Source organism: Streptomyces humi (genome assembly GCF_001005085.2).
Taxonomy (GTDB): Bacteria; Actinomycetota; Actinomycetes; order Streptomycetales; family Streptomycetaceae; genus Streptomyces; species Streptomyces humi.
The window spans coordinates 176,280-198,662 of sequence record NZ_LBMU02000070.1 but is presented as its reverse complement, the minus strand read 5'-3'; the positions used below and the strand labels follow the sequence as shown (position 1 = coordinate 198,662).

Annotated in this window: 19 protein-coding genes and 1 tRNA gene; 8 read left to right on the top strand and 12 right to left on the bottom strand. The window is 73.2% G+C overall.

What is annotated here, in order from left to right; all coding sequences use genetic code 11:
* From AAW13_RS29035 to AAW13_RS29025, 3 genes are all read left to right on the top strand, one after another.
* On the top strand, positions 1-166 hold a 166-nt coding region (locus AAW13_RS29035), incomplete at its 5' end, for a substrate-binding domain-containing protein (protein WP_167391742.1).
* A 217-nt stretch (positions 167-383) separates the two neighbouring features.
* Positions 384-581: a nuclear transport factor 2-like protein gene (locus AAW13_RS29030; protein WP_240528769.1), complete on the top strand. Its 198-nt coding sequence runs from the start codon at positions 384-386 to the stop codon at positions 579-581.
* 74 nt (positions 582-655) lie between these two features.
* Positions 656-1,219, top strand: coding sequence for a dihydrofolate reductase family protein (locus AAW13_RS29025; protein ID WP_046731587.1), 564 nt, complete (start codon positions 656-658; stop codon positions 1,217-1,219).
* 63 nt (positions 1,220-1,282) lie between these two features.
* Here AAW13_RS29025 and AAW13_RS29020 read toward each other — a convergent pair whose 3' ends face one another.
* Positions 1,283-2,077, bottom strand: coding sequence for an SDR family NAD(P)-dependent oxidoreductase (locus AAW13_RS29020; protein ID WP_046731588.1), 795 nt, complete (start codon positions 2,075-2,077; stop codon positions 1,283-1,285).
* Positions 2,078-2,164: 87 nt separating this feature from the next.
* Positions 2,165-2,740 (bottom strand): TetR/AcrR family transcriptional regulator, encoded by a 576-nt coding sequence (locus AAW13_RS29015; RefSeq protein ID WP_046731589.1) that lies wholly within the window; start codon positions 2,738-2,740, stop codon positions 2,165-2,167.
* A 50-nt stretch (positions 2,741-2,790) separates the two neighbouring features.
* Between AAW13_RS29015 and AAW13_RS29010 the strand changes: the two genes are divergently transcribed.
* From AAW13_RS29010 to AAW13_RS29000, 3 genes are all read left to right on the top strand, one after another.
* Positions 2,791-2,976 (top strand): hypothetical protein, encoded by a 186-nt coding sequence (locus AAW13_RS29010; RefSeq protein ID WP_046731590.1) that lies wholly within the window; start codon positions 2,791-2,793, stop codon positions 2,974-2,976.
* Between the two features lie 70 nt (positions 2,977-3,046).
* Complete coding sequence (locus AAW13_RS29005; protein WP_046731591.1) at positions 3,047-5,761, top strand: ATP-binding protein; 2,715 nt, start codon at positions 3,047-3,049, stop codon at positions 5,759-5,761.
* A 93-nt stretch (positions 5,762-5,854) separates the two neighbouring features.
* Positions 5,855-8,638 (top strand): helix-turn-helix transcriptional regulator, encoded by a 2,784-nt coding sequence (locus tag AAW13_RS29000; protein ID WP_240528768.1) that lies wholly within the window; start codon positions 5,855-5,857, stop codon positions 8,636-8,638.
* Here AAW13_RS29000 and AAW13_RS28995 read toward each other — a convergent pair.
* On the bottom strand, positions 8,577-9,590 hold the full coding sequence (locus AAW13_RS28995) for an alpha/beta fold hydrolase (protein ID WP_063777081.1): 1,014 nt from the start codon (positions 9,588-9,590) through the stop codon (positions 8,577-8,579). The two genes, AAW13_RS29000 and AAW13_RS28995, sit on opposite strands and share 62 nt — an antisense overlap.
* Before the next feature lie 161 nt (positions 9,591-9,751).
* Positions 9,752-12,532, bottom strand: a complete 2,781-nt coding sequence (locus tag AAW13_RS28990) for a helix-turn-helix transcriptional regulator (protein ID WP_240528767.1) — start codon at positions 12,530-12,532, stop codon at positions 9,752-9,754.
* A 423-nt stretch (positions 12,533-12,955) separates the two neighbouring features.
* Between AAW13_RS28990 and AAW13_RS28985 the strand changes: the two genes are divergently transcribed.
* A complete protein-coding gene (locus tag AAW13_RS28985) occupies positions 12,956-13,909 on the top strand; it encodes an AraC-like ligand-binding domain-containing protein (protein WP_046731592.1) in 954 nt (317 codons plus the stop codon).
* Between the two features lie 97 nt (positions 13,910-14,006).
* Here AAW13_RS28985 and AAW13_RS28980 read toward each other — a convergent pair whose 3' ends face one another.
* From AAW13_RS28980 to AAW13_RS47490, 7 genes are all read right to left on the bottom strand, one after another.
* Positions 14,007-14,840: an alpha/beta fold hydrolase gene (locus AAW13_RS28980; protein WP_046731593.1), complete on the bottom strand. Its 834-nt coding sequence runs from the start codon at positions 14,838-14,840 to the stop codon at positions 14,007-14,009.
* A gap of 59 nt (positions 14,841-14,899) precedes the next feature.
* Positions 14,900-15,379 carry a cupin domain-containing protein gene (locus AAW13_RS28975; protein WP_046731594.1) on the bottom strand — a complete coding sequence of 160 codons (480 nt, stop codon included), beginning with the start codon at positions 15,377-15,379 and terminating at the stop codon, positions 14,900-14,902.
* 14 nt (positions 15,380-15,393) lie between these two features.
* Positions 15,394-16,401, bottom strand: a complete 1,008-nt coding sequence (locus tag AAW13_RS28970) for an alpha/beta fold hydrolase (protein ID WP_052768647.1) — start codon at positions 16,399-16,401, stop codon at positions 15,394-15,396.
* A gap of 73 nt (positions 16,402-16,474) precedes the next feature.
* Positions 16,475-16,645, bottom strand: a complete 171-nt coding sequence (locus tag AAW13_RS46070) for a hypothetical protein (RefSeq protein ID WP_167391741.1) — start codon at positions 16,643-16,645, stop codon at positions 16,475-16,477.
* Positions 16,642-17,451 carry an alpha/beta hydrolase gene (locus AAW13_RS28965; protein ID WP_046731595.1) on the bottom strand — a complete coding sequence of 270 codons (810 nt, stop codon included), beginning with the start codon at positions 17,449-17,451 and terminating at the stop codon, positions 16,642-16,644. Before AAW13_RS28965 ends, AAW13_RS46070 begins: the two co-directional genes overlap by 4 nt.
* 139 nt (positions 17,452-17,590) lie before the next feature.
* Entirely contained in the window at positions 17,591-18,670 is a 1,080-nt protein-coding gene (locus AAW13_RS28960; protein WP_046731656.1) for an MBL fold metallo-hydrolase, read from the bottom strand.
* Between the two features lie 56 nt (positions 18,671-18,726).
* The gene (locus tag AAW13_RS47490; protein ID WP_276207607.1) at positions 18,727-18,855 is read right to left on the bottom strand and encodes a hypothetical protein; all 129 of its coding nucleotides are present in this window, start codon (positions 18,853-18,855) and stop codon (positions 18,727-18,729) included.
* Between the two features lie 267 nt (positions 18,856-19,122).
* Between AAW13_RS47490 and AAW13_RS28955 the strand changes: the two genes are divergently transcribed.
* Positions 19,123-22,146, top strand: a complete 3,024-nt coding sequence (locus tag AAW13_RS28955; RefSeq protein ID WP_046731596.1) for a S53 family peptidase — start codon at positions 19,123-19,125, stop codon at positions 22,144-22,146.
* A 143-nt stretch (positions 22,147-22,289) separates the two neighbouring features.
* Here AAW13_RS28955 and AAW13_RS28950 read toward each other — a convergent pair.
* Positions 22,290-22,362 (bottom strand) — tRNA-His (locus tag AAW13_RS28950).
* Positions 22,363-22,383 lie beyond the last annotated feature (21 nt).

The following is a 22,383-nucleotide window of genomic DNA, read 5'->3' as shown; positions in this document are numbered from 1 at the left end:
GGAGCCGCCGCTCACCAGCGTCCGCCAGCCCATCGTGGAGATGGGGCGCGCGATGATCGACCTGCTGCTGACCGAGATCGCCGACCGCCGCCCGGTGGAGTCCCGCGGCCCGGAACGCAAACACGCGGTCCTGCCCACGGAACTGGTGATCAGGGCGTCCTCCTAGCCCCCGGCTCTGGCCCCCGGCCCCGGCCCCCGGCTCTGGCCCGCGGCCCCGGCCCCCGGCTCCGGGCTCTCGGTGGGCGACGGGCCGACGGGTTCCGTCAGCGATCTGAGCGCCGGGCGCAGGAGTCCGGCGATCCGCTCGGGCGGCGCGTCGGTACGAGGGCCGGGAGGAGGTCCGCGCCGGACACCGGGCGGTCTGGGGTGCCAGTCCCGTGCGGGTGACGGAGATCAGGGAGGTCGCCGTCCATGACACGGCCGACCCCGAGGTGATCGTGGCCGAGCAGGTCGTGGTCGCCGGGCAGGTCACGATCCCCGGGCTGCTGGTGCTGCGCGTCCGGGACGGGCGGCTGGTGCGGGTGCGCGACTACCTGGACGGCTACGGCGTCGCCGCGGCCGGGCGGGGCGGTGGCGGCTGAGATTCCGGGTGCGGCGATGAGTTCCGCGGCGCCGGGCGGTCGTACTGTCGAACCCGTCACCGAGGAGGGCCCTGATGCGCAGCGTGACCTATTCGATGAGCGTCTCGCTCGACGGCTACATCGTCGGGCCGGACGGCGGTTTCAACTGGTCGGCGCCCGATCCGGCGGTCTTCCGCTTCTGGATCGACGAGATCCGGGGGGTCGGCGTCCACCTGCTGGGGCGGCGGCTGTACGAGACGATGCTGTACTGGGAGACCGCCGACGAGGACCCGTCGCTCGATGACGCGATGCTCGAGTGGACCGCGCTCTGGAAGCCTCTCCCGAAGGTGGTGTTTTCGACCACGCTCACGGCGGTGCAGGGCAACGCCCGCCTGCTCTCCGGCGGCCTGGCGGCGGAGATCGAGCGGTTGCGGGCCGAACCGGGTGAGGGCGAGATCGCGATCGGCGGCGCGACCCTCGCCGTCGAGGCGGCCGCGGCCGGCCTGATCGACGAGTACCGGACCGTGGTCTACCCGGTGCTGGTCGGCGGCGGCACCCCCTTCTTCCCCCGGGACGAGCGGCGGGTGGACCTCGAACTCGTCGAGACCCGCACCTTCGACTCCGGCGTCGTCCACCTCCGCCACCGCGTGGCGAAGTGACCGGTCCGGCCGCGGGGGCCCGGCCGCCCGCGGCCGCCGGGTCGCGTCCGGCCTGTCCTGGCGTCAGAGCGTCTTGGTCTGGCCGCCGTCGACGAGGGTCTCCGTGCCGGTGATGTTGGCTGCCAGCGGGGAGGCCAGGAACAGGGTGAGGTCGGCGATCTCGCCCGCCTCGCTGACCCGTCCGGACGTGATGCCCATGCTCTGCGGCACGACGACGTCCAGCGCTTCCTGCGCGGTGGTGCCGGCGGCCGCGGCGGTGGCGTCGGCGAAGCCGCCCGGCGCGGTCCAGAACGGTGTGCGGACCGGGCCCGGGGCGATGGCGTTGACGCGCACGCCCTGCGGTGCGAACTCCTCGGACAGCGACTTGTTGAGGTTGGTCAGCGCGGCCTTGGCGGCCGAGTAGTCGACCACCATGGGGAACGGCAGCCGGGCGTTGATCGAGCTGATGTTGACGATGGCCGCGTCACCCGCCGCGATCAGATGCGGCAGGGCGGCCCGGCTGACGCGGACGGCACTGAAGAAGGTCAGGTCGAAGATCCGCTGCCAGTCGGCGTCGTCGACCTTGAGGAACGACTCGCGGGGCTCGGCGGCGCCGACGTTGTTGACCAGGATGTCCAGCCGCCCGTGACGCTCCACGGCCTGCTGGATCAGGGTCTCGGCGCCCGCCGTGGTGGACAGGTCGACCGGCACGATCGTGACGTCGTGGCCGGCCGCCAGGGCGTCCAGCTCGGGAGTGGAGGAGCGGCTGCCGGTCACGACCTTGACGCCCTCGCGGGCCAGCTTCTCGACCACCGCCAGGCCGATGCCCTTGCTGGCTCCGGTGACGACGGCGACCTTGTTCTCGAGGTGCAGTTCCATGACAACGCCTTTCTGGATTGGTCAATACATAATTACGGTACGGCCGGCCACGGGTGCGCGCCTGGCGGGGAGGCGCGTCCGGGGCGGTCAGTCCAGGGCGCGCATCGCGACGGACAGGGCGTCCTCCGCGAACTCCCTTCCCGTGCGCGCCTGTCCGACGACGCGGATCCCCTGGATGAACGTGGTGAGGAACCGGGCGAGCTCCCGCGGGTTCTTGTCCGGGGAGATCTCGCCCCGCACCTGCGCCTGCTCCAGGGCCCCGGCGAGCAGGGACTCGACCTGCCGGACGGCGGTGGTGACGCGCTCCGCGGCCGACGGCTGCTCGCCGCACTGGGTGGAGGTGCTGACCACGAGGCAGCCGCGCGTGGGGTCGGTCAGGTCCGCCTCGATCATCGGGACGAGCACCTTGCGCACCGCGGTCCTGATGTCGGCCGTCCCGTCGAGGGTCTCCCGCAGGTCGCCGCCCTGGAGGGAGGTGTAGCGCTCCAGGCAGCGGTCGTAGAGCTGTTCCTTCGAGCCGAAGGCCGCGTAGAAGCTGCCGCTGCCTATCGACAGTTCCTTCAGCAGGTCCTGTAGGGAGGTCTCGGCATAGCCCTTGCGCCAGAACAGGTCCATGGCGCGGTCCAGCGCCCGGTCGATGTCGAACTCCCTGATGCGTGCCATACCGCAAGGGTAGCCCACTTTGTGGAATAGTCAATCCACAATGAGAGGTCATGCCGGCACCGGCCGCTCGGCGCGTGACCGGGGTCCGGGGTTCGCGGTCCGTGGCGGAGAGCTCGGCGAGGACGCCGGCGCCGCAGGTGGTGGACGGCACGGCGCAGGACGCGGGCCTGAACGTGCGGGGCGTGGACGGCAAGCGGTTCGCGGTCGGCCCGACAGGGGAGAAAGCGGTGTCCTGACACCGGCCGTGGCGCAGTAGGCTGACCTTCCAGACAGACCGAGTCCGGGGACCCGGCTGATGGGGGGAACGTGGAGCTCGTCGGCCGGGACGGTCAGCTGGACCTGCTGCGCCGGCTGCTGGCCGAGCCGCGGAGCCACGGGAGCGCGGTACTGGTCCGCGGGGCACCGGGCATCGGGAAGACGGCGTTGCTCGCGGAGACCGCCGTCCTCGCCGAAGGGCTGGGTCACCGGGTCCTGCGCACCAGCGGTGTCGAGGCCGAGAGCGACATCCCCTACGCCGGTCTGCAACTCGTCCTGAGCCCGCTGGCCGCGGAGGCCGCTCAGCTCGCCGACCCGCACCGGCAGGCGCTGGACACCGCCCTCGGCCACGCCGGAGCCGGCGTCCCCGACGTCTTCCTCGTCGGCCTGGCGGTGCTCAACCTCCTGGCCGACGCGGCCGCCCTCGCACCGGTACTGCTCCTGGTCGACGACGTCCAGTGGCTCGACGACGCCACCGCCAGTGTCCTGGCCTTCGTGGCACGCCGGGTCGGTACGGAGCCGGTGGTCGTCGTGGGGGCCGCCCGCGAGGGCTACCGGTCCCGGCTGAACTCCGACGAACTCACCTCCGTGACCCTGGGGCCGCTCACGGACGGCCAGGCCGCACAACTCCTGGCGGACCACGCCCCGGACCTGCGGCCGACCGCGCACCGCCGGCTGCTGACCGAGGCCGCCGGGAACCCCCTGGCCCTGACCGAACTCTCCCGCACCCTGGGCGCGTCGGCCGATCCGCACATGTCCCAGCTGCCGCTCACCGAGCGGCTCGAACGGGCCTTCACCGACCGCCTGGAGACCCTGCCCGACATCACCCGCAGCCTGCTGCGGATCGCGGCCCTCAACGACAGCTCCTCGCTCCCCGAGACCTACCGCGCGACCCGGCTGTTCACCGGCGCCACGGCCGGACCCGCGGAACTCGACCCGGCCGTGCGCGCCCGGCTCGTCCAAGTCGTCGGCAACGACGTCAGGTTCGGGCATCCGCTGATGCGGTCGGCGATCCACCAGACCATGCCGGCCGGCGTCCGCCACGCCGCACACGCCGCGCTCGCCGCCGTGCTCTGGGAACATCCGGACCGGCAGCTGCGGCACCGGGCCGCCGCGGCCGACGAGCCCCAGGAAGCGGTCGCCGCCGCGTTGGAGGACGCCGCTCACCGGGCCGCACGCCGTGGCGGCATCGCGGCGGCCGTCACGGCCCTCGAACAGGCCGCCGCGCTCAGCGAGGACGCCGTCCGCCGGGCCGAACGGCTGCTGCGCGCCGCCGACTTCGCCGTCGAACTCGGCCGGCCCGAGTCCGTGACCCGGCTGCTGGACCAGGCGCTCACCGGGCCGCTCACGCGACGGCAGCACGCCACAGTCGTCTGGCTGCGCGGCAGCTTCGACGAGGGACTGCACAGCCATGCGTCGGGCGCCAACTCCCTGACGGCCCTCGCGGCGGAGATGGCCGCGGAGGACCGCGCGCTGGCGCTGCGGATCCTGTGGAGCGCGGCGCAGCTGTGCTTCTGGTCCGACCCGGGCCCGGAGGCCCGCCGCACGGTTCTGCGGACCGTGGAACGGCTCGAACTCGACGAACTCGACCCGTGGCGGCTGGCCATCTGTGCCTACGCCGCGCCGGTCGACCGCGGCACCTTCGTCCTGGAGCGGGCCCGGCACGTCGCCCTGAAGGAAGGCGACGACGGCCGCGCCTACCGCATGCTCAGCACCGCCGCACTCCTCGTCGGCGGCTTCGAGCTGGCGCGGGCGTTCTCGGCGGCCGGCAGCGCGCCGCTGCGGGCCCAGGGGCGCCTGGGGCTGCTGGCCCGGACGGTCGGCGCGGACGCGTGGAGCGCTCTCGTGGTGGGCGACCTCGGCGCGGCGATCGCGGCGACCGAGGAGTCCCGGAGGCTGGCGCGCGAGACCAGCCAGGCCATGATGTACGCGCTGATGACCGCCACCGCCGCCAAGCTGGCCGCGTTGCGCGGCGAGGTCGACTCCGCGCTGGCGCTGGCCGAGGAGGCGGAGGAGATCGGGCTGCCGGCCGGGGCTCGTCCGGTGCTGGCCACCGCGTCGATGGCACGCGGGCTGGCCGCGCTGGGCGCGGGCCGGTTCGAGGAGGCCTTCGGCCGGCTGCGCCGGCTGCACGATCCGGCGGATCCCGCGTTCCAGGTCGCCCTGCGGCTGACGGCCGTGGGTGACCTCGTCGACGCGGCGACGCACTGCGGGCGCCAGGACGCGGTGCTCCCGATCGTGGCCGAGCTGGAGGAGGTCGCCACGGTGACCTCCGCGCCGGTGCTGCACGCCGAACTGCGGCTGGCCAGGGCGCTGCTGGCCGCGGACGAGGACGCCGACCCGCTCTTCGCGGACGCGCTGGGCGCCGACCTCGGCGCCTGGCCGCTGATCCGGGCCCGTACCCACCTGGCCTACGGCGAGTGGCTGCGGCGCCGGCGGCGCAGTGTCGAGTCCCGCGACCACCTCCGTGCCGCCCGCGACATGTTCGACGCACTCGGCGCGATCCCCTGGGGGGAGCGGGCCCGCCGGGAACTGCGCGCCGCGGGCGAGACCAGCCGCCGCCGGGCCCCGGACGCCCGGGACCAACTGACCGCCCACGAACTTCAGATCGTCCGGCTCGCCGCCGAGGGCCTGACGAACCGCGAGATAGGCCAGCGGCTCTACCTCTCGCACCGTACCGTCAGCTCGCACCTGCACCGGATCTTCCCCAAGCTGGGCGTCGCCTCGCGCGCCGAGCTGCGGACGGTGGTCAGCGCCCTGCGTTGACCGGCACACCACCGTCACATGACGCTCGCCGCCGCCCGCGCGGCGTTCCTAGCGTTCCCCATGTCAGGACATCGACAAGGGGGGAGCGGTCCCATGGTGTGGAACGGCGTCCAGCAGACATCCGGACCGCCCATGCTCGGCCGCCACGCCGAACGCGACGCCATCGGACGGCTGCTCGACGCGGTGCGCGACGGCCTCAGCGGAGTCCTGGTCCTGACCGGCGAGCCGGGGATCGGCAAGACCCGGCTCCTGGAGTACGCCGCCGACCGGGCCCGCGAACTCCGCGTGGTCCGGCTGACCGCGGCCGAGACCGAGACCGGTATCGGGTTCGGCGCGCTGCACCGGCTGCTGCGACCGTTCCTGAACCGGACGGGCCGGCTGCCCGGACCGCAGCGGGCCGCCCTGGACGCGGCCCTCGGACTGGTTCCGGGGCCGCCCGCGGACCGCTATCTGGTCGGCCTCGCCACGCTGACGCTGCTGTCCGAGGCCGCCGCCGACCAGCCGCTGCTGTTCCTGCTGGACGACGCGCAGTGGCTGGACCGGGAGTCGGCCGAGGCACTCGCGTTCACCGCCCGCCGGCTGCACGCCGACTCCCTGGGCCTGATCATCGCCGTCCGCGACGGGCTCGGCGAGAACGGCCGGTTCGACGCGCTCGACGTGCTCGCGGTGACCGGCCTGCCGGAGCCGGAGGCCAGATCCCTGCTCTCCTTCCGCGCCGGGAGGGTGGACACCGCGGTGGCCGACCGGATCGTCGCCGGTACCGGCGGCAATCCGCTCGCGCTGCTGGAGCTGGCCGACGCCCTGGCCGCCGAGCAGCTGACCGGCATCGCCCCGCTGCCCGATCCGCTGCCGGTGAGCCGGCTCCTCGAGAGCCACTTCCGGCGCCTCGTCCAGGCCCTGCCGCCGGAGACCGCCACCCTGTTGCTGCTGCTGGCGGCGGCCCCCTCGGACGACACGGGGATGATGTGGCGGGCCGCCGGGCGGCTGGGCCTGTCCGCCCGCGCCGCCCAGCCGGCCGTCGCCGCGGGCATCCTCGGCCGGGGCACGCCGACGGCCTTCCGGCATCCCCTGATCCGCTCGACGGTCTACGCCGGAGCCGAACCCGGCGAGCGCCGCCGGATCCACGCGGCACTGGCCGCCGTCTGCGACCCGGTACGGGACGCAGACCGCCGTGCCTGGCACCGGTCCGAGGCCGCCGAAGGTGTGGACGAGGGCGCCGCCGACGCCCTGGCGGCCGCCTCCGAACGAGCCCGTGCCCGCGGCGGCTACTCCCAGCAGGCCCTGTTCCTGGCCCGCGCCGCGGACTTCACCGGCGACCCGGACAAGCGGGCCGAGCGGCTGCTCGACGCGGCGCAGGCCCACCTGATGTCCGGCGACGCGTCGGCGGCGGGGACCCTGCTGGACCTGGCCGGTGCCGGCATCCACGGCCCGGTGATGCGCACGCGCGAGCTGCGGATGCGGGCGACCGCGCAGATGTTCCGGATCGCCGTCGCCGACGTCCCCGCGATGCTGTCGGACGCCGTGGCCAGGCTCGGCACCCGGGACCCACGACTGACCTGGGAACTGCTCTGCGAGGCGCTGCACGCCGCGCTGGTCGCCCACGACTGCACGCGGGGCACGTCGCTGACCGAGGTCGCGGCGGCCGTCGTCGCCGCGCGGCCCCCCGCGGACTCCGCCGGGCGCGGCCGCGACCTGCTGATGGAGGGGCTGGCCCGGCGCGTGGCCGAGGGGTACGAGCACGGCGTGCCCGTGCTGCGCAGCGCCCTGGACGAACTGCGCGGCGGCGGCGCGACCGGCGAGGCGACCAGCCCGTTCGCGGTGATGCTGCTGATGGCCTGCGACGACCTGTGGGACGCCCGGGCCGGGCGGGAACTCTCCGACCGCATGGCGGCGTCGGAGCGTGCCGGCGGCGCGCTGTACGCGCTGGGCATCACGCTGCTCGTCGAGGCGCGCTACGACCTCCTGGACGGACGGTTCACACAGGCGGAGGTCCGCTACGCCGAGTTCGACGACATCGTGGCCGCCACCGGCTTCCCCGGCGGCGGAGACATCAACCGGCTCCACCTGTTCGCCCTGACCGGACGGGAGACCGAGCTGCGGGCGGCGGCACGGCGGACCGCGGAGATGAGGAGCATCGGTCTCGGCCTGCACCAGCTGATGGCCCAGCACGCCCTGGCCTCGCTGGAGCTGGGCCGGGGCGACTACCGGCAGGCGCTGCGGCACACCCGGGCGGTCTTCGAGGAGGACCCTCCGACCTGCGGCAACCTGGTGCTGCCGCTGCTCGTCGAGGCCGGTGTCCGCACCGGCGACCGGGACGCCGTGGACCGCGCCCTGGCCCGGCTGGAGGAACGCGCCCCGCTCGCCGGTACACCCTGGGCGCTGGGCACCCTGGCCCTCGGCCGGGCGCTGGCGGCGGACGGCGACGACGCCGAGAAGTCCTACGAGGAGTCGGTCGACCTGCTGGGGCAGGGGCCGCTCGCCCTGGAACAGGCCCGCTCGCGGCTGCTGTTCGGCGAATGGCTGCGCCGCCGCAAGCGGCGCTCCGATGCCAGGAGGCAGTTGCGAGCCGCGTACGAGAGCTTCGACGCCTTCGGCGCGGTGCCGTACGCCGAGCGGGCCCGGACCGAACTGCTGGCCACCGGCGAGAAGGCCCGCAGGCGGACCGAGGAGACCAGGTTCGATCTCACACCGCGGGAACGGCAGGTGGCCTCCATGGCCGCCTCGGGGCTGACCAACGGGGAGATCGCGACGCGGTTGTTCGTCACCGCCTCGACCGTCGAGTTCCATCTGAACAAGGTGTTCCGCAAGCTCGGCATCACCTCCCGGAAGCAGATCCCCCGCGCGATCGGCGAACCGGGCCCGGCGGCCGCGGACTGACCTCGCGGGCATCCGGTTCGGACGGCCGCCGTCCCGGCGCTTCCGGCACCGGCACCGTGCCCGTCCCCGTCGACGGTCTTTCCTCCGCGGTCGCGAAGAAGTCGAGGTAGTGGCGCGCGAGTTCGGCGGGTGCCTCCAACGGGATGTTGTGCCCGGCCCGCTCGATCACCACAGGTGTGACGTCCACCGCGACCCGGGCCATCTGCTCGCCGGGCTCCGCGGCGAGGTAGGCGCGCCCCCCGACGGCCAGCACCGGGCATTCCAGCGGGACGGCGAACTGCGGCCGGTTCTGCTCCGCGTCCGTCCCGGTCGCCCGGTACAGCTCGAACACCGCGTGGTTGCCGCCCGGTTCCTCGAGCCCTCGGGTGTACTCGTCCTCGTCGGCGTCCGTGTACGCGCTCGGGTCCCACATGATCCGCCGCATGAAGTACGTCCAGAAGGCCCGCTCCCGGCCGGCCATCAGCAGTTCCGGGTAGTGCGGCAGGCCGAAGAACGAGCGGTGCCAGCCCGTGCGGGGGTCCTCGGCGTCGAGCGGCCCGAGGCCGGGCACCGGCAGACCGGGCAGTCTCGTCTCCTGGAAGACGAGCTGGACGACGTTCGGGCGGTGGAAGGCCGCGACGGCGTAGGCGACGGCCGCACCCCAGTCCTCGCCCACCACGCGGTACCGGTCGTGTCCCAGCGCCGCCATCAGCGCGGCGACGTCGGCGGCCAGGGTCCGCGTGTCGTACCCGGTCGCAGGGCGTGCGGAGCCGCCGAATCCCCGCAGGTCCACCGCGACGACCGTGTGGTGCGGGGTGAGCAGCGGGATGACGTGGCGCCAGAAGAACATGGTCTTCGGCACGCCGTGGATCAGCACGACCGGGTCGCCGCTGCCGCCCGTCGCACAGTGCAGGTCGACCCCGTTGACCCGTGGCCGGCCGTGGCTGAGCGGGACGCCGGCGTGATCCGTCATCGTCCGTGCTCCCGATCCCGTCATGGCCGCCTCCTCGTCACCGGTTCCCGCCGGTGCCAAGGGCGCCGGCCGGTCGTATTCCACCCCGCTCGACGTTCGCTCGCACCGGGGAGCCACCCCGGTGCGAAGCCGGGCGGAGCGCACCGGACGCCGCCCCGGGGTCACCCGCCGGGACCGGTGGCGCCCAGCCTGCTCCCGATCTGTCTGCGCGACGTGATCCCGAGCTTGCGGAACACCCTGCTCAGATGGAACTCGATGGTCGAGGTGGTGACGAACAGCTGGGTGGCGATCTCCGCGTTGGTCAGACCCGACGCGGCCAGCACCGCCACATGACGCTCCTGCGGGGTGAGGTCGAACTGGGTGTCGGCCGTTCGTCTGCGTGCCGTCTCCCCGGTGGCCAGCAGCTCCACCCTCGCCCGCTCGGCGAACGGCGCCGCCCCCCAGGACTCGAAGGCCTCGTACGCGGCCCGGAGCTGGACCCTGGCGTCGGCACGGCGCCGGCGCCGGCGCAGCCATTCGCCGAACAACAGACGCGACCACGCCAGCTCCACGGCCACCGGGACCTTCCCGAGCTGCGCGATCGACTCCTGGTACAGCCGCTCGGCCCCGTCCCCGTCGGCCATCAGGGCCCGGCAGCGCGCGAGCAGCCCCGACGCCCACGGGGTGCCGGCCAGCGGAGCGCGCTCCTCCATGCGTGCCATGGCCAGGGCGGCGGCCTTCCGGTCACCGGACCGCAGCCCGGCCTCGACCATTCCGGCGAGGTTGACGTCGCCGAGGACCAACGGGTCGTCGTCGAACACCGCGAGCAGGGCGTCCAGCGCCTCCCGGTACTGCCCGCGACCGATCTCGAAGATGCTCAGGGCCTGGCCGATCCACCGGTGCATGACGATGCCCAGGCTCTCGGACGCGGCGCGCATCGTCGCGACCGCGGCCCGCAGCTCCGCCTCCCGGCCGGTCCAGGCGTACAGCAGGGCCTTGTGGAAATCTCCCGGAACGCCGTACCCGGTCGCGGCCAGGTAGTCGTACGCCTCGCTGTAGCAGCCCTCGGCGGCGGCGAACCGGCCGTTCCAGATCTCCACGGTGGCGAGGGCGAACAGCGCCATGCTGAGCCCGTAGAGGGCTCCCCGGCCCCGGTCCGCGGTCACCAGCTTCCCGAGGATCTCCCGCTTGGCCTCGATGTCCCACAACTCGTCGCCCGCGAGGCTGACCACGGTGCTGAACGTACTCAGCTCCTGGAGTTCGCCGGCGGTGCGCAACCGGGCCAGGGCCGCCGCCAGCGCCGGGGCTCCCGCGGCGTAGCCGTGGGCCATCAGGCGCGCCAGTGCCGCCGTCAGCGGATCAGGGCTCCCGGCCGGTACCCCCGTGTCGCGCCAGGCGTCGGCGGTGGCCCTGGCGACCTCTCGGGGTGTCGTCCCGGTGATCATCCGGCCGCTGATGATCGCGGCGTGCGTCGCCTCGCGCAGCAGCTCCCAGCTCACCACCGGGTCGGTGGTGCCCAGTTCGGCCACCGCGGCCAGCAGCATCGCCGGCACCTCGCGAGGCCGGGCGCAGACCATCTCGACGGACGCCCGCAGCCGTGTCGCGCGGGCCCGGGCCACCGGCCCGGTCAGGTCGGGAGTGGCGAGTTCGAGCAGCGGGTGCACCGCCGCCAGATTGCCGGCGGCGAGATGAGCCGCCGCCGCGTCCAGATACCGCTCGGCCCGCTCGTCCGGACGGGACGTCAGCTCCGCGGCCCGGTTGAGGACCAGGGCCTGTTCGGAGTACCCGCCGCGGGCCCGGGCCAGCGCGGAGGCGGCTTCGAGCTCCGCGGCCACGCCGTCGTCCGGGCCGTCGGCCGCCTCGGCCAGGTGCCAGGCCCGGCGCTCGGGGGCGCTCGTGGCGGCGAGCGCCGCCTGGACCGCGCGTCGCTCCGCGGCGGACGCGGCGGAGTGGACCGCCGACCGGATCAGCGGGTGGCGGAACTCGACGGTGGTCCCGGTGCGCAGGATCCCCGCGGTGACGGCGGGCGCGGCCGACCGGACGGACAGGCCCAGGGAACCGGCGGCGCGCCACAGCGCCGCCGGGTCGTCCGTCGGCGTCGAGGCCATGAGCAGCAGCAGCCTCCGGGTGTCGGCGGGCAGCAGCGCCGCCGCCCGCCGGAAGTGGTCCTCGAGCTGCTGGTTCACCGGCAGCGGCTCGGGCAGCGGGGCGACCCCGGCCAGCTGTTCCGGGGCCAGGTTCACCGCGAGTTCCAGGAGCGCGAGGGGGTTGCCGCCGGTACCGGCGACGAGCTGCTCGGCGACCGCGCGGTCGAGGTGCGCGGTCACGCCGGCGGTCAGCAGGGCCCTGGCCTCCGCGTCCGCGAGTCCCTCCAGCCGGAGCGCCGGCAGGGCGCCGAGGACGCCGTGGTCGCCGGTCCCGTCACGGCCGGCGAACAGCAGACCGAGGCAGTCCGCGTACAGGCGGCTGCCCACGAACGCCAGGGTCTCCGCGGACTCGCGGTCCAGCCACTGCACGTCGTCGATCAGGCAGAGGGTGGGTGCCGCCGCGGCCGCGTCCGAGAGCAGCGTCAACGCGGCCAGGCCGACCAGGTTGCGGTCGGACGGCGAAGCCTCGGCCAGCCCGAACGCGGCGCTCAGAGCCGCACGCTGCCGCTCGGGCAGAGCCGACAGCCGGCCGAGACGGGGCCGCAGCAGACGGTGCAGGGCTCCGTAGCCCAGCCGCGTCTCGGCCTCCACGCCGACCAGCCTGACGACGGTCAGGTCCTGGGCGGACTCGGCGGCGTACTCCAGAAGCCGGGATTTGCCCACTCCCGCGTCGCCGTTGAGCACCAGCGCCCCGCCGAAGCCGTCACGGACCGCTGCGAGCAGCCTTCCGATCGCCGCACGCTCCGCGTGCCGGCCGACCATCGGCGGCCCGGCCGCACGGTGAACGCCCGACCCCATCATGAGAGTTCCCTTCACCACACGCAGGAGACGACGTCGGGCCGGAGGAGATCCGGGGGGGGCGGGAGCCGGCAGCCCGGTGCGCGAGGCGGCCGGGGGCGGCGGATCGAGGCGCGGGGAAGCGGCCGTGTCCGTCGGCGAGGCGAGCGGGCCGGCCTCCGGTGGGGCCGCCTGCGACCGTCACCGCTCCTCGCCGGTCTCCGGTGCCACGCCTCGGGCTGCCACGCGTTGCACTGTAGGAGGCCGGGCGGCGTCCGGCTTTGCCCAGCGCGCACCGGTGCTGTGCGCATCGCGCACCCACCCTGGTGCGAGCGCACCGGAACCCGCGCGTCCGGGCTTCGGGAGAGGCGATACTCCATGCCAGGGCCTGAGGGGCTCCGGATGTCCCGGTGCCGGGCGTCACCTGTCGGCGCTCGCGTCGCGAAGCCTGGGGAAGTGGGCATGAGCGTTGTGTTCTCGGTGCGGTCGATGCCCGGCGACGAGCGTCTGGAGCACTGGCAGGAAGACGTCTTCCGCACCTTCGTCCCACTGCGGATCACGCTCCCCAAGGACGAGCCCTTCAGCGGGACGATCAGCACCGACCGGCTCGGTCCGCTACAGGCGACCACCGTCGACTGCGACCGCGGGCGCGTCGACCGCACGCCCGGCCTGATCGCCCGGGACAGTTCCGGCTACGTGTACGTCGGCTTGCAGCGCAGTGGCCACGCCCACGTGGACCAGGACTCCCGCAGCGCCGAACTGCACCCGGGGGACGTGGCGTTGTACGACACGACCCGGCCCTACACCCTGCGCTTCCCGCGGCGGTTCCGGATGCAGGTGCTGCTGGTGCCCTGCTCCCTGCTGCCGCAGACCGAGGGGGAACTCCAGCGGATCACGGCGACGTCGCTGCTCCGCGACGACGGGCTGGGCCACGTGGTCCTGCCCTTCCTACAGAGCGTGGCCGACCGCGCCTGCGACATCACCCCCACGGTGGCCGAACGGCTGGCGGCCAGTGCCGTGGACCTCGTCGGAACGCTCCTCGCCGAGCGGCTCGGCCGCGATCCCCAGGACACCGCCGGCGGCGGCCTCGCCCTCCTGCTCCGGGTCAAGGCCTTCATCGACCGCCATCTCGCGGACCCCGACCTGACCCTCGTCCACATCGCCAGGGAACACCGCATCTCGGTCCGCTACCTGCACAAGCTCTTCGAGGGCGAGTCCACCACCGTCGCCCGCTGGATCCAGCGCCGCCGCCTGGACGAGTGCCGCAGCGAGCTGTCCCGCCGTTCCCCGGCCACCCCCACCGTCGCCGCGGTGGCACGCCGCTGGGGCTTCACGAACGCCGCCCATTTCAGCCGGGCGTTCCGGGCGGCGTACGGCACCTCACCGAGTGCGTGGCGGGCGGGCGCGCAGGACTGACGAAGGCGTCCGGTCCGGTACCGGCCGCCCACGGGACGCGCGCGAGGGCCCGCACCGCACCGCGGTCCGGGCCCTCGGTGGTGGCGGAGCCGGGCGGCTACTTGGCCAGGAAGGCCAGCAGCGCGGCGTTGACCTCTTCGGCGTGCGTCCAGAGCAGACCGTGCGGGGCGCCCTCGATCTCGACGTACTCGGCCGAGGGCAGCAGCGCGTGGAAGGGCCGCCCGGTGGCGTCGATCGGCAGGATCCGGTCGGCCGTGCCGTGCAGGATCAGCGTCGGTACGTCGATCTTGGCGACGTCGGCGCGGAAGTCGGTGATCCAGGTGGGCACGCAGGCCACCGACGCGTACGCCGAGGCGCCCGCCGCCACATTCCAGCTCGCCCGCACGGCCTCTTCGCCGATCCGGCTGCCGAGCGTCTCGTCGAGGTTGTAGAACGCCTCGTAGAAGCCGGTGAAGTAGGCGTAGCGGTCCTTCGTCACCGCCTCCAGGATGCCGTCGAAGACGGACCGGTCGACGCCGCCCGGGTTGTCGTCGGCCTTGACCAGGAAGGGTTCGAGGGAAGCCAGGAAGGCGGCCTTGGCGACGCGCCGCGAGCCGTACGCGCCCAGGTAACGGCCGACCTCCCCGGTGCCCATGGAGAACCCGACGAGTACCGCGTCGGTGAGGTCCAGCTCGGTCAGCACCGCGTCGAGGTCGGCGGCGAAGGTGTCGTAGTCGTAGCCCGTGGTCGGCTGCGACGACCGGCCGAAGCCGCGCCGGTCGTAGGTGATGACCCGGTGGCCCGCGTCGAGCAGGGCCGGGAGCTGCTTCTCCCAGGAGTGGCCGTCCAGCGGGTAGCCGTGGATCAGCACGACGGGCTGCCCGCTCCCGTGGTCCTCGTAGTACAGCTCGATGTCGGCGGAGTTCTCCTGGCCGACGGTGATGTACGGCATGTCCGTCTTCCTTTCGTGAGCCCGGCGGATCGGTGTCGTGGGCGATGGCGCGGTCCGGCTCACAGAGACGGCGGGGGCCCGGTGACGCGCAGGTGGAAGGCCTCGGCGGAGGCCACGACCGCCCCGAGATCGAACTCCGGTGGCAGGTCCCCGGCCTCGGCCACCGGCGTGCCGTTGGCCCTGAAGTACTCCTCGATGCACGCCGGGCTGAACAGCACCGCCATCCGCGCCCCCTCGGGCGAGCGCACCAGATAGCTGTGCGGCACCCCGCGCGGCCCGTAGCCGACCTGTCCGGGCACCAGGTCGTGGCGCTGGTCGCCGACGAAGAACGTCACCTCGCCGTCGAGGACGAACCAGATCTCCTCCTCGTCCTCGTGGACGTGGTGCGGGGGCGCGTGGCCGGCCGGGTCGGCGAACTCCATCAGACTGAGCCGGTTGTCGGTCGCGGTACCGGGCAGCAGGATCCTGGCCTGGCCGCCGAGGAACCAGAAGGGTTCGCGCTCGGCCGCCGGGCCGAAGGTGGGGAAGAACCTGGTCATTTCCGCTCCTGACGTCATCGGCTGCCGCCCAGGAAGCGCAGCAGCATGTCGGTCGTCTCTTTCGGGTGTTCCTCGTAGATCCAGTGGCCGGAGTCGGGGACGACGGCCGGGGTCACGTGGGTGGCGTAGTGGCGCACCTGCCGGGCGACCGACGAACCGAGGCTGCCGTCGGCGCCTATCGCGAGGACAGGCATGGGCAGGGGCTTCTTCCGGAACCGCGCGTTGTCCGCGATGTCCTGGGGGAACGTCCGGAACCACGCGAAGCTCGCCTCCAGGTGCGCGCGGTCGCGCAGGTAGGAGGCGAAGACCCGCAGGTCGTCCGGGGTCAGGGCGTCCTTGTGCACGGCGATGCCCCGCATGAAGCCGGTCGTCCAGGTCAGCTCGCGGCCCCGGATCAGGCTCTCCGGGAGACCGGTCCCCAGGGAGAAGAAGCCGAAGTGCCACGCTCCGGGGCCCTGGGCCGTCAGGGAGGGGAACTCGTAGAGGCCCGGGTCGGGGATGGGGGCCTCGCTGAGCACGAGCTTCCTGACGCTGCGCGGGTACTGCGCGGCGTAGGAGTAGGCGACCATAGTGCCGATGTCGTGGCCGACGACGTTCACGTCCCGGTCCTTGCCGAGCGACACCAGGAGCGCGTGCAGCTCGGCGGCCATGGTCTTCTTGTCGTAGCCGGACGCCGGGGCGTCGCTCCGGCCCGCGCCGGGCAGGTCCGGCGCGATGACGGTGTAGTGCTCGGCGAGCGCGGGCATGATGCCGTGCCACTCGTACCAGGTCTGGGGGTAGCCGTGGATCAGGACCAGGGTCGGGCCGTGGCCGCCGATCACATAGTTGATGCCGATCCCGGCGACCCGGGTCTTGTGTTCGCTGAAGCCGGCGGGTATTCGTTCGCCGGACGGCGACGCCGGTTTGGCCGCGGCCGCGGCCGCGGCCGAGGCCGAGGCCGTGAGGGTGGTCGAGCCGAGGCCGAGGGCCAGGGCGAAGACCGCGGCCACCAGGGCGCGGGATCTGGACAGGCGGAATCTCACAGGTGTCTCCAGAGGCGCGAGGGTGAGCGAGGCACGGCGGGCTCGGCGCCCGCCGTGCCGGGACAGGGGAGGGTCAGACCGGGCGCGGTACGCCGCCGTCGGGACTGCCGAGCCGGGCGGTGGGCAGACGTCGCACGTCGCTGACGACATGGTCGACCGCCGCCTCCGGTTCCAGGCGGAGCCGGCCCGCGAGCTGTTCGGCGAAGCCGCCGCTGCCGGCCCCCGGCGCGGGGCCGGAACTCATCGCCCCGGCTCCGGACTCTGCTGCCGCAGCCAGGTCAGGACGGTGTCCGCGACCTCGCGCCAGCCGCCGTCGATCGTCAGGGAGTGCCCGCGGTCGGGGAAGTTGATGATGTCGGTGACCGCGTCGGAGTGCCGGTACTGCTTGAGGGTGGCCCGGGTGACGACCTCGGGCACCGTGTGGTCCTTGCCGCCGGAGACGAGCAGCAGCGGGCCGCGTCCGCTGTTACCGGTGTCGACCTTCGCCGGCGAGTGCGGGTTGAAGTTGGCGGCGGCGGCCTCGTACAGCGGCTTGCCCGGCGCGGGGATGGTCCAGCGCTCGTACAGGGCGGCCGATTCCTCCTCGGCGATGGCGTTGCCGAACGCGAACCGGAACTGCTCCGCGGTCAGGGAGACCGACCGGCGCTTGTTGGCCGGGTTCTTGAAGACCGGGAGCGTCGCCTTCAGCGCGGACAGCGGCAGGGGCAGGACGCCCTTGATCTGCGCGGCGTCGATCGCGACGGCCGCGGCGGCGCGGTCCTGGCCGAGCAGCTTCTGCGCGATCATCCCGCCGAACGAGTGACCGATCACGACGGGCCGCACGGGCAGGGCCGCGATCAGGGCCGCGTAGTGCTCGACGACGTCGTCGATGCCGTGGCCGGCGATGCTCTCGGGGTTCTGGCGCGCGTCCTCGACGGTGTCGGGATCGCCGGGCCAGCCGGGCGCGGACGGGTCGTAGCCCTCGGCACGGAACAGATCGATCCACGGCTGCCAGGAGGTGCTGTGCAGCCACAGTCCGTGGATGAAGACCACGGGAACGGGAGCGGTCATGGCTGGGCCTCTCTTGTCGGTGTCCTGGTTCAAAGCCGGCGGTTCAGGGCCGGTGGTTCAAAGCCGGCGGTTCAGGGCCGGCGTTTCAAAGCCGGCGGTTCAAAGCCGGTGTTTCAGGGCCGTGTTCAGGGCCGGTGTCTCAGGGGTGGACGCCGAACGGCCCGAGGACACCCGCGTCGATCCGCAGGGACTCCAGCAATGTCCACGCGTTGTCCCGCGTGAAGACGTCGGCGGCGGCGAGGACCCCGGTGTACTTCGCGGCCACGGGAGCGGCGGCGGCGTCCGCGACCGCGTCGAGGAAGGTCTTGAAGATCGCCCACGAGTTCCCCTGCGCGCCGTACTTGGCGAAGAACGGGGCCGGGTCGACGCTGGCGATCGCGGACCGGGTGCTGGTCTCCAGATCGTCCATGTAGCGGATCTGTAGGTCGCCGTCCGCGCGGACTCCGAGCCGCCCGAGATGGCCGCCGACGAACGTCTGCCACGGGTAGTCCATGGCGATGCTCTGGGCCTTGATCCAGGCGGGGATGTCCTGGGAGACCGCGAGGTTCTTGAACGGCACCCACCCCGGGTACAGGACGTCGACCAGCATCAGGGTGGCGTACTCGGGCGCGTGGACGAAGATGTTGTCGGGGGAGTGGTTGGGGCCGTGGTACGCCAGGCGCAGGGTCTCCCCGCCGACCTTGAGCTGGTACTTGTCCTGGAAGGTGACCGTCGGCAGCGGTCTGTTCGGGTCCGCCGCGCGGGCCAGCAGGCCGGCCGTCGCCGCGTGCGAGATCCGCACGACGTCGGTTCCGAACAGGCCGGCGGCGCCGATGTGGTCGGCGTGCGAGTGCGAGTAGACCAGGTGCGTGACCTTGTTCGGCCGGCCGTTGGCCCGGGTGACGTCGTCGATCGCGCGGAGCAGGTTGTGCCCGATGGTCGGCGGGGCGTCGACGAGGACGACGCCCCGCCGGGTCGTCAGGAACATGGCCTGGTAGAAGGAGTCGGTGACCCAGTGGAGGTTTCCGGCGATCTGGCCCACGTGGTAGCCGGCCTCGTTCACCCGGGGCCCGGCCGCGGCGGCCGGGATCGGCGCGTAGTCGGGCAGGCCGCCGTCGTCGGCGTGGGCGGGCTCGGCCGACGCGCCGACGAGGGCGGCGGCGGCCGGGACGGCCAGTGCGCCGGCGGCGCCCTTGAGGAATCCACGGCGGCCGGCCGGGGGCCGGAGTTCGGAAGGCATGGGAAGGCGGTCGCCTTTCGGTCGGGGGACGAAGAAGTCCGATCGGGGCAGGGAGTTCATGCGGGGCGGGGAGTTCGGTAGAAGCGGGGGCCGAAGACGCCGAGCGGCGCCGCGGCCTCGGAGCCGTACCGGTCACGGCAGGCGGTGCCCTGTTCCCGGCCGCGCACGCCGTCGTCGCCGACCACGTCAGGACAGCACCGCCGGACCGGGGTTCGCACTGGGGCCGCACCCCAGCAGGACCCACCTGCGACGGTCGGTAAAGATCAGCTCATGGTTCAGGGGCGGGCAGAGACAGCAACTGTCATGACCTGATAAAAAATGCGCACACTTCGGTTAAGAGGGACAGCTCCTGCACGCCTCGTGACGTGGACGCGCCTGTCGGCCGAGTGACGCTTCGACCGCCGTCACAGCACATCGATGTGGTGGTGCGTCAGTTTCTAGGAGATTCGCGCATGGCCAAGAAGGTCCACGCCGCGCCGGGACGTCCCGGGCGCGCGGCAGTCAAGACCGGCAGACGGACCAGGGTGATCGTGGCGGCTTCCACCGCCGCTGCCGCCCTCGCCGTTGTCACCGCGACCGCCGGTGGCGCGGTCGCGCAGGGGGGCACGGCCGGATCGCACGCGCCCAGGCGAATAGGCGCGGCCCCGCGGGTCCCGGCGGGTGCGACGGTGACGGGCGCGACCGCGTCGGGAACCACGCTGCACCTCAGCGTGAACCTGGCCCCGCGGGATCCGCAGTCGCTGGCGGACTTCGTCACCGCGGTGTCCACACCGGGCAACGCCCAGTACCACCACTACCTGGCCAAGGGGCAGTTCGCCTCGGTCTTCGGCCCCACGCGGGCCACCATCGCCGCGGTCTCGGGGGCGTTGAAGGCGGCCGGTCTCTCTCCCGGCAAGGTCAGCCCTGACGGCCTGTCCATTCCGGTCACCGCCACCGCCGCGCAGGCGTCCCACGCCTTCGCCACCGGCTTCCACGACGTCCGGCTCAAGGACGGCACCACCGACTACCTCAACACCTCGGCCCCCTCGCTGCCCGCGAACGTGGCGTCCTCGGTGACCGGGATCGTCGGTCTGAGCAGTGTCAACACCGTCAGCAGTCACCACTCCGCGGTACGTCGCACGAGCAGGAACGGTTCTGCCGCCACCGCCACCGCCACCGCCACCGGGCGCGGTTCGCGCACGGTGACCCCCCACACGTACACCCCGGCACTCTGCGCCGACTTCACCGGCTCGGGCCTGACCGACGGCACCGACTACTACAGCCCCGGCAAGCTGGCCGGCGCCTACGGGATGAGCAGCTCCGCCACCGCCGGCGCGGGACAGACCGTGGCCGTCTTCGAGCTGGAGAACGTCGATGCCGGCAGCATCGCCGCGTACCAGTCCTGCGTCGGCACCAGCACCTCGGTGTCCCACGTGTACGTCGACACGACCGCCGGGGCCGGCGCGCCGGCCACCGACGGTTCGGTCGGCGTGGAATCGGCGCTCGACATCGAGGACCTGATAGGTCTGGTGCCCGGCGCCGCCGTCATCGACTACCAGGGACCGGACGCCGCGTCCGCGACCGACCAGAACGTGCTCGACGTCTACCAGCGGATGGTCACCGACGACCAGGCACAGGTCATCTCCACCAGCTGGGGTGAATGCGAGGCGGTCGAGAGCAGCGCGACCGCGAGCGCCGAGAACACCGTCTTCGCGGAGGCCGCCGCCCAGGGCCAGAGCGTCGTCGCCGCCTCGGGCGACGACGGCTCCAGCGACTGCTACCGCGCGACCGGCTCCACGGCCAAGGCCGTCGACGACCCCGCGAGCCAGCCGTACGTCACCGGTGTCGGCGGCACCACGATGACCACCTCGGGCAGCACCACGACCCAGACGACGTGGGGCAACGCCTCCGGCGGCACCGGAGGCGGCGTGTCCTCGCGCTGGGCTCCCGTCGTCTACCAGGGCGGTGTCGCCACCACCACCAAGCGTGCCGTTCCGGATGTCTCCGCCCTGGCGGACCCGGCCGACGGGTATCCGATCTACTTCCAGGACGACAGCCAGTCCTCCAGTCCCGTCCCCGGCCTCGTCGGCGGCACCAGCGGTGCGGCCCCGACCTGGGCCGCCGCGGTCGTCCAGGCCAACGCGGGCACGGCCTGCCAGGCCAACGGCCCGGTCGGCTTCCTCAACAACGCCCTCTACAAGGCCGCACGGAGCAGCTACCCGACGAACTTCTGGGACGTCACCAGCGGCGACAACTCCGTCTACGCCACGGGCTACACGGCGGCGGCCGGCTACGACGAGGTGACCGGCCTGGGCTCGCCCAAAGAGGCCGGCCTGACCAGCGCGCTGTGCGCGGCCAAGGGCACGGCCGCCACGGGCGCCGCCACCTTCCACCCGCTCAGCAGCCCCAAGCGCCTGCTGGACACCCGCAACGGCACGGGCTGGGGCCTCAGTTCCGTCCCGGCCACGAAGCCCCTGGTCGCGGGCGGCACCGCCCCGGTCAAGATCGAGGGAGCCGGGGGGATCCCCAGCAGCGGCGTGACCGCTGTCGTGCTCAACCTCACGGTCACCGGCACCACCGGCGCGGGTTCGCTGATCGCCTGGGCCGACGGCACCAGTAAGCCGGCGACCAGCAACCTCGACTGGACCGCTGCGAGCCAGACCATCGCCGCCTCGGCGACCGTGAAGGTGGCGGGCGACGGCGTGGTCGACCTCTACACGAGCAGCACCACCCACGTGATCGCCGATGTCCAGGGCTACTACACCAGCGGCACCACCGGCTCGAAGTACACGGCACTCACCCCGGCCCGCCTGCTGGACACCCGCTCCAAGGTCGGCATCTCCACCACCAGCAAGATCTCCGACGCGGTGGTCAGCCTCAAGGTCCGCGGCCACGGGGGTGTGCCCACCGCCGCCACCTCCGTGGTGCTCAACCTGACGGCCACCCAGACCGTCGGCGGGGGCTACCTGGAGGCCTACCCCGAAGGCGCCAGCCGCCCGACCGCGTCCAACGTCAACTGGTCGGCGACCGGGACCACCATCCCCAACCTGGTGACCGTGCCGGTCGGCAGTGACGGCAACGTCAGCATCTACGTCCACGGCACCAGCCACGTGATCGCCGACGTCTCCGGCTACTTCTCCACCAGCGGCTCGGCCTTCCACACGGTCACCCCGCTGCGCCTGCTGGACACCCGTCAGACGACGGCGCTGGGCTCCGGCAAGACGCTGGCCCTTCAGATCTCGGGGCGCGACGCCATCCCGTCCACCGGCGTCAAGGCGGTCGTGCTGACCGTCACAGTCACCGGCACCACCGGCAGCGGCTACCTCACCGCCTGGGCCGACGGCGGCAGCCGTCCGACGGCCTCCAACCTGAACTGGGCGCAGGGCAGGACGATCGCCAACCAGGTCATCGTGCCCGTCGGCTCCGACGGCAAGGTGGACCTCTACACGAGCAGCACCACGAACGTGATCGCGGACGTGGCCGGCTACGTCGGCTGACGCCCACCGACGACGACCGACGACACGACGGCGACGCCCCGCCGGCCCTTCCGGCCGGCGGGGCGTCGCCGTGCTCACACGGCGCCGGACGACGAAGAGGCCCCCGGTCCGCGTCTCCGCAGGCCGGGGGCCTCTCCTACAAGGGTGAGTGACGGGACTCGAACCCGCGACATCCTGGACCACAACCAGGTGCTCTACCAGCTGAGCTACACCCACCACGACCGGCGGTGACTTTGT